15 protein-coding genes are annotated in these 15,241 nt (G+C 64.1%); 6 read left to right on the plus strand and 9 right to left on the minus strand.

The annotated features are described in order from the left end of the window. The first annotated feature begins 93 nt into the window (after positions 1-93). The 6 genes from MnOB_RS18975 to MnOB_RS28880 all read left to right on the plus strand — a co-directional run bounded on the left by MnOB_RS18975 (position 94) and on the right by MnOB_RS28880 (position 4,894). Entirely contained in the window at positions 94-1,134 is a 1,041-nt protein-coding gene (locus tag MnOB_RS18975) for a GlxA family transcriptional regulator (RefSeq protein WP_077525783.1), read from the plus strand. A 234-nt stretch (positions 1,135-1,368) separates the two neighbouring features. Further along, entirely contained in the window at positions 1,369-2,406 is a 1,038-nt protein-coding gene (locus tag MnOB_RS18980) for a GlxA family transcriptional regulator (protein ID WP_077525784.1), read from the plus strand. Positions 2,407-2,547: 141 nt separating this feature from the next. After that, positions 2,548-3,267 carry an AzlC family ABC transporter permease gene (locus MnOB_RS18985; RefSeq protein ID WP_077525785.1) on the plus strand — a complete coding sequence of 240 codons (720 nt, stop codon included), beginning with the start codon at positions 2,548-2,550 and terminating at the stop codon, positions 3,265-3,267. Beyond that, positions 3,264-3,590, plus strand: a complete 327-nt coding sequence (locus MnOB_RS18990) for an AzlD domain-containing protein (RefSeq protein WP_077525786.1) — start codon at positions 3,264-3,266, stop codon at positions 3,588-3,590. Before MnOB_RS18985 ends, MnOB_RS18990 begins: the two co-directional genes overlap by 4 nt. A 446-nt stretch (positions 3,591-4,036) precedes the next feature. Then, positions 4,037-4,360 (plus strand): hypothetical protein, encoded by a 324-nt coding sequence (locus tag MnOB_RS28875; protein ID WP_158713831.1) that lies wholly within the window; start codon positions 4,037-4,039, stop codon positions 4,358-4,360. Between the two features lie 192 nt (positions 4,361-4,552). Next, positions 4,553-4,894: a hypothetical protein gene (locus MnOB_RS28880; protein WP_158713832.1), complete on the plus strand. Its 342-nt coding sequence runs from the start codon at positions 4,553-4,555 to the stop codon at positions 4,892-4,894. A gap of 440 nt (positions 4,895-5,334) precedes the next feature. On the opposite strand, the gene MnOB_RS19005 is transcribed toward MnOB_RS28880, so the two are convergent. The 9 genes from MnOB_RS19005 to MnOB_RS19045 form a co-directional block, all read right to left on the minus strand. Next, positions 5,335-6,744, minus strand: a complete 1,410-nt coding sequence (locus tag MnOB_RS19005) for an ATP-binding protein (RefSeq protein WP_077525788.1) — start codon at positions 6,742-6,744, stop codon at positions 5,335-5,337. Beyond that, positions 6,741-7,403: a response regulator gene (locus MnOB_RS19010; RefSeq protein WP_077525789.1), complete on the minus strand. Its 663-nt coding sequence runs from the start codon at positions 7,401-7,403 to the stop codon at positions 6,741-6,743. Before MnOB_RS19010 ends, MnOB_RS19005 begins: the two co-directional genes overlap by 4 nt. 16 nt (positions 7,404-7,419) lie before the next feature. Next, entirely contained in the window at positions 7,420-8,061 is a 642-nt protein-coding gene (locus tag MnOB_RS19015; protein WP_077525790.1) for a tetratricopeptide repeat protein, read from the minus strand. Continuing rightward, the gene (locus MnOB_RS19020; RefSeq protein ID WP_077525791.1) at positions 8,061-8,867 is read right to left on the minus strand and encodes an SDR family oxidoreductase; all 807 of its coding nucleotides are present in this window, start codon (positions 8,865-8,867) and stop codon (positions 8,061-8,063) included. The genes MnOB_RS19015 and MnOB_RS19020 overlap by 1 nt, the downstream gene beginning before the upstream one ends. Then, complete coding sequence (locus tag MnOB_RS19025; protein ID WP_077525792.1) at positions 8,854-9,528, minus strand: iron-containing redox enzyme family protein; 675 nt, start codon at positions 9,526-9,528, stop codon at positions 8,854-8,856. Before MnOB_RS19025 ends, MnOB_RS19020 begins: the two co-directional genes overlap by 14 nt. Next, entirely contained in the window at positions 9,525-10,994 is a 1,470-nt protein-coding gene (locus tag MnOB_RS19030) for an AMP-binding protein (RefSeq protein WP_077525793.1), read from the minus strand. Before MnOB_RS19030 ends, MnOB_RS19025 begins: the two co-directional genes overlap by 4 nt. Next, positions 10,984-11,658: a thermostable hemolysin gene (locus MnOB_RS19035; protein WP_077525794.1), complete on the minus strand. Its 675-nt coding sequence runs from the start codon at positions 11,656-11,658 to the stop codon at positions 10,984-10,986. The genes MnOB_RS19030 and MnOB_RS19035 overlap by 11 nt, the downstream gene beginning before the upstream one ends. A 255-nt stretch (positions 11,659-11,913) precedes the next feature. After that, entirely contained in the window at positions 11,914-12,399 is a 486-nt protein-coding gene (locus MnOB_RS19040) for an adenosine-specific kinase (protein WP_077525795.1), read from the minus strand. A 143-nt stretch (positions 12,400-12,542) separates the two neighbouring features. Continuing rightward, positions 12,543-15,149 carry a TonB-dependent receptor gene (locus MnOB_RS19045; protein ID WP_107504103.1) on the minus strand — a complete coding sequence of 869 codons (2,607 nt, stop codon included), beginning with the start codon at positions 15,147-15,149 and terminating at the stop codon, positions 12,543-12,545. Positions 15,150-15,241 lie beyond the last annotated feature (92 nt).

Genomic DNA, 15,241 nt, shown 5'->3' on the forward strand with positions numbered 1-15,241 from the left:
TTGGGGGCTGTCCGGCACTCCGCGCCGGGGGACGAGCCGCTACCAGGGATGGGGTGGCAATGATGTAAACCCTGTACAGCTGTGAGTCGAGAAATGAGAACGTCATTCGAGAGTGTATTGAAGTGCAAGAACCTGGCACATCTGGATAGGGCCAGCCGTGCGGGGCTGACGACGCCCGTACGTCGTGTCGCCTTCATCCTGCGCGAGCACTTCTCGATGATGGCCTTCACCGGAGCGGTGGATGCTTTGGTGACGGCCAACCTCATGAGTTCGACTCCTGTGTTCGAGGTCCTGGTCGTCGGCGGCGAAGGTAACCTGGTTACGAGCGACCTGGGGATTGCCATCTCCACCGATTGCTCGCTTGCTGAACTCGATGAGAAGCACCAGGACATGATTGTGGTGTGCGGCGGATTCCGTGTCCGTCTTCAGAGTGAGCCGCAGCTGAAGACGAAACTGCGTAATGCCGGCGCGGCGGGTGCGGTGCTTGGCGGCCTCTGGAATGGTGCTTACTTCCTGGCTGAGGCTGGCCTGTTGGATGGCCATGAATGTGCCTTTCATCCTGACGGTCGAGCGATGATGTCCGAGCTCTTTCCCAAGGTGAGCGTCACCACCCATTCCCACGTGCTGGACCGCAAGCGAATGAGTTGCGCTGGCGCGAATAGCTCACTGGGCATGATGCTGGAAGTGGTGGGACACAGCGCAGGCCAGGAACTTCTGGATGCGGTGGAGGAGGTCCTGGGTTGCGACAAGATGCGGGAAACCGTTGACGTATCAGTGGTGTCGATCGACTTTGATCCAACCCTGCCACGAACGCTCAAGCTCGCCTTGGAACTTATGCACAGCAACATCGAGGACCCCATCGACATAGGTGAGATCGCGCGGTATTCGCGTATTTCCAGACGGCACCTGGAGCGTCTGTTCAGGCGGCACGTAAAGGCGACACCTCCGCGCTACTACATGGAGCTGCGACTCACGCATGCGCGCCAACTGTTGCAACACACCAACAAGTCCTTGACCGAAATATCCGTGGCGAGCGGATTTGCCACCCTTCCGCATTTCAGTCGCTGCTTTCGCGAGAAATTTGATGTGGCTCCCGGTCAATTTCGTTCTCGGTCTCAGTTCCGGGTCGGATAGCTAGAGTCGCTGCTGGCTTCAGGGCTGCCCTGGGTCTGCGAGTAAAACTCAAGCTGTCGGCAGCGATCCGTCCAGGCGCGGCGTCGCATCGGGAAATGGAAGCGGCGAATGCAGAACTGTCCGGAAGCCCCCAATTGTGAGAATTTGCTTGCGCTGGTACCAGACTTCGGACCGACATCCGGGCATCAGCAGGGGGAATGTCGATCCGTACCCTGAGTTCCTGTGAGTCGAGAAATGCGAGCGTCCTTCGAGAGCGTTCTGAAGAGCAAGAACCTGGCGCATCTGGACAAGGCCCGTCGTTCAGGGCTGACCACCCCTGTTCGTCGTGTGTCCTTCATCCTGCGCGAGCATTTTTCGATGATGGCCTTCACCGGTGCGGTGGATGCCTTGGTTACGGCCAATCTGATGAGCTCGACCCCCGTGTTCGAAGTCCAGGTGGTGGGTGGGGACAGCAATCTCGTCGTGAGTGACCTTGGCATCTCCATCTCCACCGATTGCACCCTCAGCGAGCTGGATGAAAAGCGCCAGGATATCCTGGTGGTCTGTGGCGGCTTTCGCGTTCGACTCGAGGGTGAGGCGCTGCTACGGACGAAGCTTCGATCTGCCGACGCCGCTGGGGCGGTACTCGGAGGGCTCTGGAATGGGGCGTTCTTCCTGGCCGAAGCCGGCTTGCTGGATGGTCATGACTGCGCATTCCACCCGGACTGTCGGGCAATGATGATGGAGCTCTTCCCGAAGGTGAATGTGACGAGCCATTCCCAGGTGCTCGATCGCAGACGAATCAGTTGTGCCGGCGCGAACAGCTCCCTGGGCATGATGCTGGAAGTCGTGCGCCACAGTGCCGGCGACGAGTTGGTGAGTGCCGTGGAAGAGGTGCTCAGCTGCGACAAGATGAAGGATGTCGTCGATGTGTCAGTTGTCTCCATCGATTTCGACCCCACTTTGCCTGAGTCGATCAAGCTCGCACTGGAGCTGATGCACAGCAATATTGAAGATCCCATCGAGATTGAAGAGATTGCGCGCTATGTGGGGATATCCAGGCGACATCTGGAACGCCTTTTCCGGCGCTACGTGAAGGCGACGCCGCCACGGTACTATCTCGAACTTCGGCTCACCCGGGCACGGCAGCTACTGCAGCACACCAACAAGTCGCTGATCGAGATCGCAGTGGCGAGCGGGTTCGTGACCCTCCCACATTTCCAGCGCTGCTTCCGCGCGATGTTCGATATGGCCCCGGGGCAGTTCCGCAAACGCAATCACTTCAAGGTCTGAGCGTGCGGGCCAGGCAAATGGAGTCTGGGAAAGTGTCCGGAGGGGTGTCGATTTTCAGTTTCAGCTCGTGCCCCCCAACGCCTACCGACCCTGCGGGTTGGCCAGCAATCTCGCGCCATGTTTTACAACCAAGGACACCACATGCCGTATCAGACACGGACTGAAGCCTTCTGGGCAGGCGTTCGCACGCTTATTCCTTTGACCCCAGGCGTTGTGCCGTTCGGGCTGGTCGCAGGTGTCATGGCCATAGACATGGGGATGTCCCCAGGCATGACCATGGCGATGACCTTGCTGTTCTATTCGGGGTCGGCACAGATGGCCGCGCTTCAACTGCTGCACAACGATGTGCTGCCGGTGGCGATCGTGATGACGGCCCTGGTCATCAATTTGCGCTTTGTGATGTACAGCGCGTCGCTCGCGCCGTTCCTGCATCACTTGCCCCGTCGTTGGACGTGGCCGCTGTCTTACATGCTGTCTGACCAGTCGTACGCCATCTGCATTCTCAAGCTTTCCTCGGGGGAGCTGGGGCGCTTCGCCCACTTCTTTTACGCCGGCACGGCTGTGACCATGTGGGTGTCCTGGCAGCTATCGGTACTGGCCGGCGTCTACCTGGGAGCCAGCATTCCCAGTTCATGGTCACTGAGCTTCGCCATACCGCTGTCTTTCCTGGCGATTCTGGTGCCCTCCATACGCAGTGTGCCCAGCCTCGGGGCCGCCGCGGTAGGTGGGGTGGTGGCGGTCTTCGCGGTCGATATGCCCTACAACCTTGGATTGGTAACGGCTTCGATAGCCGGCATCGTGGCTGGGGTGCTCATCGAAAATGCGCGCCAGCGTTCGCAGGACGAAAAGGTGGCTGAATGAGTGATTTTTCTTTATGGGGACTGTTTCTGGCCGTCGGGCTGGGAACTTTCGCCATGCGTCTTTCGTTTGTCGAACTTTACGGTCGACTGAGAGTTCCTGCGTTATTGAGACAAGCCTTGCTGTATGTGCCGGCCAGTGTGTTGGCCGCGCTGGTACTGCCCGCAGTGGTGTACCCCAGCGGGCATGGCGACGTTGTTCTGGATAATCCACAGGTACCGGCGGCCATCGTCGCAGCCTTGCTCGCATGGCAAACACGTAACGCTGCGCTGACGCTAGCGGGGGGGATGGCCACGCTTTGGGCGCTCAAGCTTTCAGGGTGGTGATTGCCTGCGGAATTCAGGCAGCCAGGGCAGGGCAACAAGGCGCCTGAATCGGATACATGAGTCGGCAAAAAAAGCCGCCTGTGTGGCGGCGGCGAGGTCTCAAGCTCATGGCCTTCGACGAGTCACGTCTGTACGGAGAAACCGGCTTCGAAGCATTCGAGGCCGTGCAGGTCGCAGAACCTGGTGAGGGCCTGCCAATGCGAACAGCTTGAAGCGCACCGTGATCAAGGGAGCGAGGCTGTTCATGGCCTGACTGCGATGCAGATTACGCCGCCTTTGCCGGGCAATAGCTGTCCATACCCGACCACAGAAAGGACGAACGCGACGCCTGGCTGAATGCGTCGGCAGCACTCGGCAAAAGACCGGAGCTCCAGACCGGCTTGCGCCAGCCTGGACACTCCGCAAGGTGCGACTCCCCAGTTCCTTCCTCGTTATTGTGCCGAGCGGTGCTCTACTTCGACGACGTCAACATCCGGAGCATCCGGCGCGTCATTGGGTTCTGCCTCGACGGCATCGACGTCGGGTGCATCAGCGGCGTCATCAGCTTCGTCCGCAGCTTCCCTGGCTGCGTCGCGGGCTGCATTAGCCGCGGCTTTGGCCGCATCCCTGGCGGCATCCGCGTCGTCTCTTGCAGCGTCCCGAGCCGCATTTGCCGCAGCCTTGGCTGCGTCCCTGGCGTTATCCGCAGCCGCTCTTGCGGCATCCCGGGCCGCATCCGCGCCTTCGTCACCTGCCGCCCTGGCCGCATCCCTGGCCGCATCGGCGGCTGATCTGGCGGCATCCCGGGCAGCGTCTGCGGCGTCCTTGGCCGCATCTCTGGCGGCGTCCGCATCAGCCCGGGCGGTGTCCCTGGCCGCATTCGCATCATCGCGGGCCGCGTCCCGGGCGGCATCGGCGGCATCGTTGTCGTTGTCGTTGTCGTTGTCGGCGTCGTTGTCGCCCCTGTTGCCAGCGATACCTCCATGGTCCGCATCGCCGCGTCCCGGCCCGCCATGGCCGTCGCCATCACCATCACCGTCGCCATGGCCGCCATGTCCGGAGCCGGCGTTGCCGCCACCACCGTCATGGCCGCCTCCATCTCCACCGTGGCCGGAACCGCTTCCACCGCCACCGCCACCGCTTCCTCCGCCATGGCCACCGCCGCCGCCAGAGCCGCCACCGTGACCACCGCCACCTCCACTACCGCCTCCACTACCGCCTCCACTACCGCCTCCACTGCCGCCACCGCCACCGCCACCTCCACTGCCGCTACCACCACCACCGCCGTGTCCACCACCTCCGTCCTGGGCATGGACGCTGAATGAAGTCGAAATGTAATCAGGTACCAGCACGCTGGATGCCGAGAGAACACCACCAATCGCTAAAGTGAGCAGGCACTTTCTAAAAGACATAGTCGGGCCTCCGTCTCGGTCTTCCGGGGTTGCCCCCGAGGAACACACAATCGGTTGAGCCCGGAACAAGGCCGCGGTTCAGCGGTGGGAACATGATTCTGGACAGGCGGAAGGCGCCCGTGCATGCGGCTCTTGGAGCTCAGGGGAATAACGGGAGGGCTGGTTGGTACGGGTCTTTTTAACGGCAATGAATTTTGTGGGAAATTTTCCCACAGTGATTCACGGGGGAAACAGTTGAAGGCTGTTCGCCGGACAGTTTGAACTTCCAGTCCGGCTTTACATGCAGGTATGCAGCTGACGAGCGGTATCCAATTTTCCCGCGAAGTTCGCCGGTGAGGGGTATCGGAACGGGGTCAGCGCTTCCCTATGGCCGAGCCGGGTGAGCTGTGCAAGGGCATCCCGCGCGGCAGCCTGAAGTCGGCGCGCAGGCCGCTGCCCTCGCGGTTGGCAAGGCTGATGCTGCCGCCCAGGCGCGAGGCGATCATCTGCACAATGGCCAGGCCGAGCCCCGCGCCCTGGGGGTTGTCCTGGCTGTAGAAGCGTTCGAACAGCCGCTCCAGCCGGCTCTCGTCGATGCCTGGCCCCTGGTCTTCGACCCTTAGCAGGAGGAAGTCCTGGCCATCCGGCAGCAGGCTGACCTTCACTTCGCAGCCGGCTGGGGAAAAGTTGCTGGCATTGGTCACCAGGTTCTGCAGGGCAATGCCGATGGCCGCCGGATCGCTGGTGGTGCGGTAGTCGCCTTCCGCTACGTCCAGGGACAGTTCCACGCCCTTGTCCAGCACCAGGGGGGTGAGTTCGGCAAGGTGCTCGCGAACCAGCGGCTCCAGGTCCACGGGCTGCCATTTCTGTTTGGCCAGTTCGGGCTCTACACGGGCCATGGTGAGCAACTGATGCACCACGCGAGTCAGCCGGTCGACGCCCACGGTGAGAAATCGCAGGGCCTCGGTGCGCTGCTCATCGTTCGTCGCTTCCAGGGCGTTCTGCGCATGCAGGCGCAGGACCGCGAGGGGTGTTCGCATTTCGTGGGCGGCGTCGCCGATGAAGCGACGTTCACGCTTGAGCATCTGTTCGATCTGCGCCAACAGCCGGTTGATCGCCGCCTGCATGGGCTCCAGCTCCCGCGGCAGTGGCACGACCTGCAGGGGCGCGAGGGAGTCGGCATGGCGGCTGCGGATCATTCGCGCCATGTTCTGCAAGGGGCGCAGGCCCCAGCCGATGGCCAACCAGACCAGCGTCGCGAGGATGAGGATGCCGATCAGGTTCGGCCACAGGGTGTGGCGCACGATGCGTTGCACCAGGTCCTGACGCACATCGTCGCGCTCACCTACCCAGATCAGCAGGCCCTGTTCCGGATCCGGCAGGACGAACCCGCGCCAGTGGTGGTCGCCGAGCTGGAGGTTGTAGAACCCTGTGCGAATGGGAACGTGGTCGAAGGGCGGCGAGCTGGCCGATTGCACCAGGCTGCGGCCGTCGCGGTCCCAGACGTGGAAGGCCAGCTTGCTCTCGTAGGGGTGGCCGACCTTGTGCGGCCCGGCCTGACTGAGGGCCTGGTTGAACGCCCGGAACAGCTCGGCCCGGTCGCTGTTGGCCTGCGGCATGTGCATGACCCCCAGCAACAGCCGGGCGTTCTGCGCCAGGTGGGCATCGTAGATTTCCTCCACCTCATGGCTGCTGTCGCGGTAGTTGAGGTAGACGATGATCAGTGTGCCGAGCAACAGCAGGACCATCACCAGCCCCAGGGTGCGGCGGCGCAACGAGGTCATGGCTGCGCATCCACCCGGTAGCCGATGCCACGCACGGTGCGGATGAGGTCGCTGGAGAGCTTCTTGCGAAGGTGGTGGATATGCACTTCCAGCGTGTTGCTTTCGGCTTCTTCGTCCCAGCCATAGAGCGTCTGCACCAGGCGTTCGCGGGTGAGCACCTTGCCCGGCTGCGAGAGCAGCTCGTGGAGCAGCTGGTATTCCTTGGGCGTCAGCGGCACGGGGTTGCCCTGGTAGCTCACCTGCTGGTTGGTCGGGTCGAGCACCACGCCGGCGTGTTCGATGAGTACCTGTGGCCGACCCGCGCTGCGGCGCAGCAGGGCGCGCAGGCGGGCCTTGAGTTCATTGAGGTCGAAGGGCTTGACCAGGTAATCGTCGGCGCCGGCGTCCAGGCCGAGGATACGGTCCTCAAGGCCGTCGCGGGCGGTGAGTACCAGCACCGGTAACGTGGAGCCGCCAGCCCGGAGTTTCTGCAGGACGTGCACACCGTCCAGTCGCGGCAGGCCGAGGTCGAGGATGGCCAGGTCGAACTCTTCGTTCTGCAAGGCGTGCAGGGCGCTGGCGCCGTCGGTGAGCCAGTCGATGGTATAGCCCTCCTGGCGCAGGCCGGCGCGCACGCCAGCGCCGAGGGCGTTGTCGTCTTCGACGAGTAGAAGTCGCATGGGTCGCCTTAGTGCTTCAGTGCGTCTGGATTTCCTGCAGTAAAGCATCGATTTCCTGACGCCTGCCCTGGTCGGCTAGCTCGCGCCCCGGGCGCGGGGCGGCGGCCTTGGCCTTGAGCAATGCCTCGCGCGCCTGCTCCGGGTGACCCTGGCGATTGAGGTGGTCGCCCCAGAAATACAGGCTGTCGATCCCCGCCGGGTTGATCTCCAGGGCCTTGCGCAGCAACTGGTCGGCCTTGTCCTCGTCGCCGAAGCTGACGGGCCAGCCGGGCACCCGGTCGTACAAGGCACCGAGGCTGGTATAGGCCGAGCCCTGCAGGGCCTGTGGGTCGAGCTGGATGGCTTTTTCCAGAGCGGCGCGGGCTTCCTTCACCTTGCCCAGCGCCCCCAGACCACCTTCGGCGCCGGCCCAGCTGCTAGTGACGATGCCGTGCCAGATCCAGGCTTCGGCCGCCTGCGGGGCGCTGCGGGTGAAGGCGCCACTCTGGGCGGCGAGCTTCTCGAATTCGGCGGCGCGCTGTTTCTCCGGAAGCTGGTACTGGATTTCCGCCCAGCGTTTCTGAATGTCCGCCAGACGCTGGCTGCCGCCGGCATCGAGGGCCCACGCGGGGATGCAGAGGGTCAGGAACAGACCGAAGGCGCACAAGAGCTTGTTCATCATGAAGGGTCCTTGCCGTGATGGAGTTTGCTGAAGCGGCGAATGATCGGCAGCTGCTTGTGCAGGGCGCGATCCACCAGGCCCGGCAGCATGCTGTTGAGGCGGACGAAGAACTTCTCCGGCCAGCCGAGGTAGAGCTCGCTGAGGTCTTTCTCGATGGCCGCGATCACCGCGCCGGCCACTTGCTCCGGCTCGTCCACGCCCACTTTGAGTTCGGCGTTGAGGGCCATGGCGGTCTGGCTGTTCATGCTGGTGCGGGTGGCGCGCGGCGCGACGTACAGAACGTTCACGGAGGTGTCGGCCAGTTCCCGGCGCAGCGCCTCGGAAAATCCGCGCAGGGCGAACTTGCTGGCGCAGTACACGGCATAACCGGGATAACCGATGGAGCCGTAGGTGGACCCCACGTTCACCACCAGGCCGTGGCGCTGCTGCCGCAGCAATGGCAAGAGGGCACGGGTCAGCTGCAGGGTGGCGGTGACGTTGAGGGCGAGCATGTCTTCGATCTGGCCGTCATCCACCTGTTCCAGCATGGCGAAGGCGTTGACCCCGGCAGCGTTCATCAGGACGTTGACACCGCCCATGCCACGAGCGGTATCCAGCACTCGCTGGCGGCCAGTGGCGGAACGCAGGTCGGCGCCGACCCAGGACAGTTGATGCGAGAAGCGCTGGCGTAGCTCGGCCAGGGTCTCCGGATGGCGACTGACCGCCAGCACGTGGGCACCCCGTGCGCAGAGCTGTTCGACCAGGGCCAGACCGATGCCGCCACTGGCGCCAGTGAGCAGTACCCGGCAGTCATCGAGTCGCATGGCTCACCTCACCGGCGCGGGGCAGGCCACGGAACATCTCCGCATACAACTGGTAGACGACCTTGGCGGCGTGGATCACGGCCTGTTGGTCGTCCTCGTCTTCCAGGCGATCCATCAGGCGGCGGTAGGTAGCCATGTGATCCTGGTCGAGGGCGCCGTGGGAGGACAGGTAGCTGAAGGCTTCCGCCGGCAGTCCGAGGCTCTCGCGGATGGTGCCGGCAGCCTGGGTGGCCAGGGCTATGCTGGTGCCTTCCAGCACGTTGACCATGCCGAAAAGACCCACCGGGTTGCCTCGGGCAATCAGGTCGTAGAGATAGGCGACCATCAGTTCGATGGCCAGCGAGGGACGGCTGTGGCGGGCGGCCTCGGCGTCGCCTCCGCAGGCCCGGATGTCATCGAGGATCCAGCGTTCGTGGCCGTATTCCTCATCGATGTATTCGCACACGGCGCCCCGCAGCCATTCCAGACGCGAGGGCAGGCGCGCCCCGCACGCCATCATCAGCGGCACGGTATGGCGCACGTGGTGGTAGGCCTGGCCGAGGAAGGCGCGGTAGCCCTCCAGGCTCACCTGTCCGGCCAGGGCCTCGCGTATCACCGGAACACTGAACAGGGCGTCCCGCTCGGTGGCAGTGGCGGCTTGCAGCTGGTTGAAGAAACTCATGGTCGTACCTCGTTCTCGAGTTCGAGCAGGGCGCTGCGATAGCGCTCGGCGATGGCGTCGCGGCGCAGGCGCCCGTTGCTGGTGAGCAGCCCGTCGGTAACGCTGAAAGGAGCGGCCAGCCGGTGCCAGGCCCTGACCCGCGCGTAGTCGGGTAGCGCGGCATTGGCGCTGGCCACTGCATCGGCGAGGGTCTGGTCGTCGCACTGCGGGTCCAGCGGCCAGAGCAGGGCCAGGTTGCCGGGCAGGCCTTCACCCTGGACGAAGGCCTGGGCGATCACCCCGCGCTGGGTGAGTTCGGCTTCCACCCAGTCCGGATTCACGTTGCGGCCGAAGCTGGTGATGAACTGGTGTTTCTTGCGGCCCTTGAGGTGCAGGTAGCCTTCGTTGTCGAACTCACCCAGGTCGCCGGTGGGCCACCAGTCGACTGCATGGGGCGCCTCGCCCAGGTAGCCGAGCAGGGTGGAGCCAGCGACTTGCACTTCGCCGTCGTCCGCCAGCCGCACCTGAACATGGGGCAGGGGCCGGCCGACGCTGCCGGGGCGATTGGCACCGGGGCGGTTCAGGCAAACCACCGATGCGCATTCGGAGAGGCCGTAGCCTTCGAATACCGGCAGGCCGATCCGCGCCGCGCGGGCCAGCAGATCCTCCGAGACCCGCGCGCCGCCCACCGCAACGAAGCGGAACTGTGCGGCGCTGAGGAGGCTGCGTTCGATGGCTGTGACCAGGCCGAGTAACAGCTGCGGCACCAGGATCAGGCTCTGGGCACCACTGAGTACGAGCGTGGCGAGCAACCGTTCCCAGTCGACCCCGCTCGCACCCTGGATGCCCATCTGCCGCTGCGGCAACAGGGTGACGCAGGCACCGGCGAGCAATGCGGCGTAGACCCCAAGGTTCTCCAGCAGCACGGCCATCGGCAAGACGGCCAGGTAGTGCGCCGGTGCAGTGGGGCGGCTGGCTACGTCCAGTTCCTGGCTGACCCGCAGCAGGGCCGGCGCTCCCAGGCAGACGCCCTTGGGCTGGCCGGTGGTGCCGGAGGTGTAGGTGATCTTCGCGGTTCCGGTGGGCAGGGCGGCACGCGTGCCGGGGGGCCTGCGCCAGAAGCCGTCGTCCGCCTGGAAACCGGCGTCTTCCAGTTCGCCTGCGTAGCTTGCGTCCGCCACGGCCAGGCGGACGTCACACTGCGCCAGGCAATGGGCGCGCTGCTGCGGGCTGAAAAACGGCGGCAGGGTCAGGCAGGGCCGACCGGCAAAGAGGGCGGCCAGGTCCCAGAGCAGGGCCTCGGGTCCATTGTCCAGGCCGAGTGCCAGCACGCCCTCGGGCTCCTTGCGCAGCAGGCCTTCACGCCGCTCCACTTCGGTCAGCAGCTGGGCATAGGTATAGCGCCGGGTATCCCCACGGATGGCCAGTGGCATCGGTAGATGATTGGCATGTTCGCGCAAGCGCTCGCGCAGGGCTTCAGGCTGCATGGTGGGAGGCCCTGTCGATATCGGGAAAGCCCAGGCGTGCGAGTACGCCATTGCTCTGCAATTGCTCGAAGCCATGGCGGATGTTGCCGGTGAACACCTGGGGCTTCTGCTCGTAGTAGGTGCCCCATTGCTGCTGCGCCTCGCCAAGGCGGAGAGGGTCGGCCTCGCCGAGGGGCAGGGGTTCCAGACCCAGGCGACGGAAGCTGTTGATCAGTGCCGGGGCGCCGGTGAACACCACCCACTCCAGACCTCGCAGATTCAGCAGCCAGGTCATGGCGACGATGATCAACCGCGCATTGCCGGCGTTGATCGAAGCCAGGTTACCCACTTCAACCACCTGCTCGCGCCGGACTTGGCCGCCTGCGAGGGCTGAGATCAACGCTTCCGCCGAACGCGCCAGGTACTGCTCCAGGAACAGTGGCCCATCCTCGGCAAGGCGGATGCCGGTCGCGGCGCTGAGCGCGCCGTGGAAGTTGCGCATGCTGAGCAGTTCCGGCATGAACTGGCGGATGTCGGCACCGTGGGCACTGAGAAACCGACGATGGACGAAATCCTCGGTCTGGGTGCGTCCCGGGGTACCGGGCAGCAGCAGGGACAGGAAGTGTTGCTGCGAATTCAGACCGAAACGTAAGGGGAACAGGGCGTTCCACTCGGTATTGTTCATCGCGGCCCTCCAGGCGAATGGCGAATGGAGGGAGTATCCGGCGCGAGTCTTAAGGGACTCTGAAGATGCCGCGCGCACCTGTCGCGTAGTGGTCATCTCGCTGACACGCTGGCGTCATGCGTCTGGAGCATCCTGATTGCAGGAACAGAAAGGGCACAGGAAGTGCCAGGGTGCAAACTGAAGCTGCCGGCGATGGCAGCTTTTTTTTTTGCTTGCGGATAGGCGAAGCAGGCGTCGAGCGGTACGCCGCCGGCGTCAGAGCTTGTAGCCGATCTGCCTGAGCAGGCCCTTGCGCCAGGCAACGTCCTCTTCGCCTTCGATGCCTCTGGGGGAGAAACCGTCCACCACGCCGAGAACGCCACGGCCCTGCTCGGTCTCGGCGAGGATGACCTGGGTGGGATTCGCGGTGGCGCAGTAGATGCGGCAGACCTCCGGCACGAGCTTGAGGTTGTTGAGCACATTGACCGGGAAGAAGCCTTCACCCAGGAAGACGATGAAGCTGTGCCCGGCGCCTATGTCCATGGCGTTCTTGCGGGCCAGTTCGAGCATGGCTTCATCGGTGCCGGAGCAGCGCACCAGGCAACTGCCGGAGGCTTCGCAGAACGCCAGGCCGAAGCGGATGCCGGGCACGCTGCCCACCAGGGTTTCGTGGATGTCTTCGACCGATTTGATGAAGTGGGTCTGGCCGAAGATGAAGTTGATCGACTCGGGCTTGTCGATGCTGACGCTGATGAGTTGCATGTGACGAACCTCCAGCCCCCATGGACAAGCTTAGTCACGGCAGCGGTCCAGCTGTGGCCCGGCGGCTCGACGGGGGCTTCAGGGCTTGCTGAAGGGGCTGCTGGCGAGGCGAGAGAGCGGGGGAGGGGCGTAAGGAAAGCGGGTCAGATGTCCCATTCCAGGTTGACCGAGACGTTGCGTCCGGGCTGGGTCAGGCGATCGAGGTTGGCCGGGCTCAATACCGAGGATTCGCCGTTGAAGCCGCGCACGTCTTCCCACAGCCAGTACTTCTTGTCGGTCAGGTTGAACAGCCCGGCGTTGATGGTCAGGTCGTTGGTGAGCCGGTAGTAGCCGCTCAGGTCGAGGATGCCGAAACCCGGAGGCTTGAACTGGCTGCTGGTGCCATCCGGTGCGCTGAAGCTGCTTTCGTCGATGCGGGTCTTGCGCTTGACCAGCGTCCAGTCGAGCAAGGCGCCATAGCGGCGTTCGGCCTGGTCGTAACCCAGTCCGAACACGCCGGTAAGCGGTGTGATGCTGTTGAGTGGCTCACCGTTGTCCAGGTTGCGACCCCATGCGTAGGCGACCGAGCCCTTGGCATAGAAGCCGACGGGCGCGCCGAAGGGTTCAAGTTCCAGTCGGCCCTTGAGTTCGATGCCCTTGATCACCGCTTCGGAGACGTTGTGGGTCTGGAAGGTCAGTTCGTTGCTGTCGGGGGCGAGGGCGTCTTCGTCGATCAGGTCGCTGTACTGGTTGTAGAACAGGGCGAGGTCGAAGTACCCCGCTTCGAAGGTGCCGCGCAGGCCGGTCTCGTAGCTGCGGCTGCTCTCAGGATCGAGGTTGGGGTTGGGCTCCAGCCGGTAGCCGTTGGTGGTGTTTTCGAAGCGGCCATACAGCGCCTTGGCGCTGGGGGTGCGAAACCCTTCGGCGTACTGCCCGTACCATAGGTAGTGGTCGTTGAAGGTGTAGGTCACGCCGAGTTTGGGCGAGAGCTGGTGCCAGCTGCTCGCTTCAGCGTTGACGTTGCCGCTGTTGCTCTGTTCGACGGTGTTGAGGAAGTGTTCGGTGATGTGCGGCTTCAGTCGGGTGTAGTCGTAGCGCAGGCCGGGCAGCAGGGTCCAGGCGTTCCAGCGGATCTCGTCCTGGGCGAAGAGTGCATAGGTGTCGATGGTGGGGTCGGGAAAATCGCTGGAGCGTTCCAGGCTGTCTTCGGGGCGCACGAAGCCTGCGGCGGGGCAGCCGATGCCCACCGCCAGGCAGGTGCCGCGACCTTCACGGTAGCCGGTGACCTTCTGGCGCCTGAGGGCCGCCCCGTAGGTGATGAGGTGGTCCGTCTCGTCCAGGCTGAAGCCCTTGTCCAATTGCAGGTCGAAGACCCACTGGCGCTCCTGGTAGAGGGTGTCGCGGGTCCGCAGCATCTGGCGGGTGAGCGGGTAGTAGAACTCCTCGGTGCGTTGGTCGGTCTTGGCTTCCTGGTAATTCAAGGTCCAGCGGGCGTTGTCGGCCAGTCTCGAGTCGAGTCCGAACTGGTGCTCCAGGCCGAAACGCTCGCGGGTGATGGTGTCGCTGCCGGTGCGCCACTGGTACATCCCACCGGGCAGGACGCTCGGCGGCGTGATCGGCTGGCCCCCGAAGTAGGGACCGCCGTAGGCGCTCTTCTGGTCGGATTCGACATCGTCCCTGTAATGCTCGTAGACCAGGCCCAGGCGCGCGTTGTCGGTGTGGTTCCAGCCGAGCTTGGCCAACACGTTGGAGGTGCGTGCATCTTCCGGATTGGCGCGGGTACGGCTGAGGCCGGGGCCGCCGTGATCGCCGAAGGATTCGGTCTCGTGGCCGCTACGTCGGCTGACGTGCAGCAGGCCGTCGAAATCATCCTGGCGGCCGGCGAGGGTGGCCGAGTTGATCCAGCTGTCATCGGCGGAGCTGTAACCGGACTTGAGGCGCGCGCCGGCGTCCTTGTCGGCGTCGATGATGTCGTCCGGGTCGAGGGTGAAATAACTCACCGCACCGCCGATGGCATTGCTGCCGTAGAGCGCCGATGCCGGGCCGCGCAGAATCTCCACGCGCCTGACGATTTCCGGGTCGACGTAGTTGCGCTGGATCTTGGCGTAGGGGCCATTGGAGAAGCTGTTGGGGACTTCCACGCCGTCGACCTGGGTCAGCACGCGGTCGCCGTCGATGCCGCGGATGTTGTAGCCGGCGAGACCGGCGCGCTGGCCGGTGCCACCCACCGCAACGCCCGGTTCGTCGCGCGCCAGGTCCTTGATGTCGTTGACGTTGGCGCGATCCAGCTGTTCGCGGCTCCTCACGCTGACGCTGCTCGGCACCAGGTTCACGCTTTGCGCGTGACGGGTTGCAGAGACGGTCAGCGGCTGCAATTCCAGGCCCTGGGCGACTGTCTTTTCCAGCACCACATTGCGCTCGCCGATGCTGCGGTAGTCCAGCCCTGTTCCGCCCAGTAGATGCTGGAGGGCCTGGCGCGCCGGCAAGTGACCGCTCACGCCGGGGGAGATCAGCCCGTCGGCCAGTTCCGCTGGCAGCCCCACTTGCCAGCCGGTCACGCTGCTGAAGGCATTCAGGGCGGAAACCAGGGGCTGCCGCGCAATCGCGAAGCTGTATCCGGGCTGCCGGCTCTGGCTGCTCGGGGTGGCGTCATGATCGGCGGCCGTGACCGGGACAACGGGCAAGCCCGCCAGGGCTATGGATAAGGCCAGCGTGGACAGTTTGCAGGTTGCCAGGGGGATCTTGGCCAGGCGGCGGGTTCGCAGGGGCATGGAAGCACTCGTCATTCCGGCGATTTTATACTAATGCGAATCAATTGCATTGGAATTGACGAGACGAACGAGCCCGAACGAGCGCGTAAAAA

It is taken from the genome of Metapseudomonas resinovorans, from assembly GCF_002003485.1.
Classification (GTDB): Bacteria; Pseudomonadota; Gammaproteobacteria; order Pseudomonadales; family Pseudomonadaceae; genus Metapseudomonas; species Metapseudomonas resinovorans_D.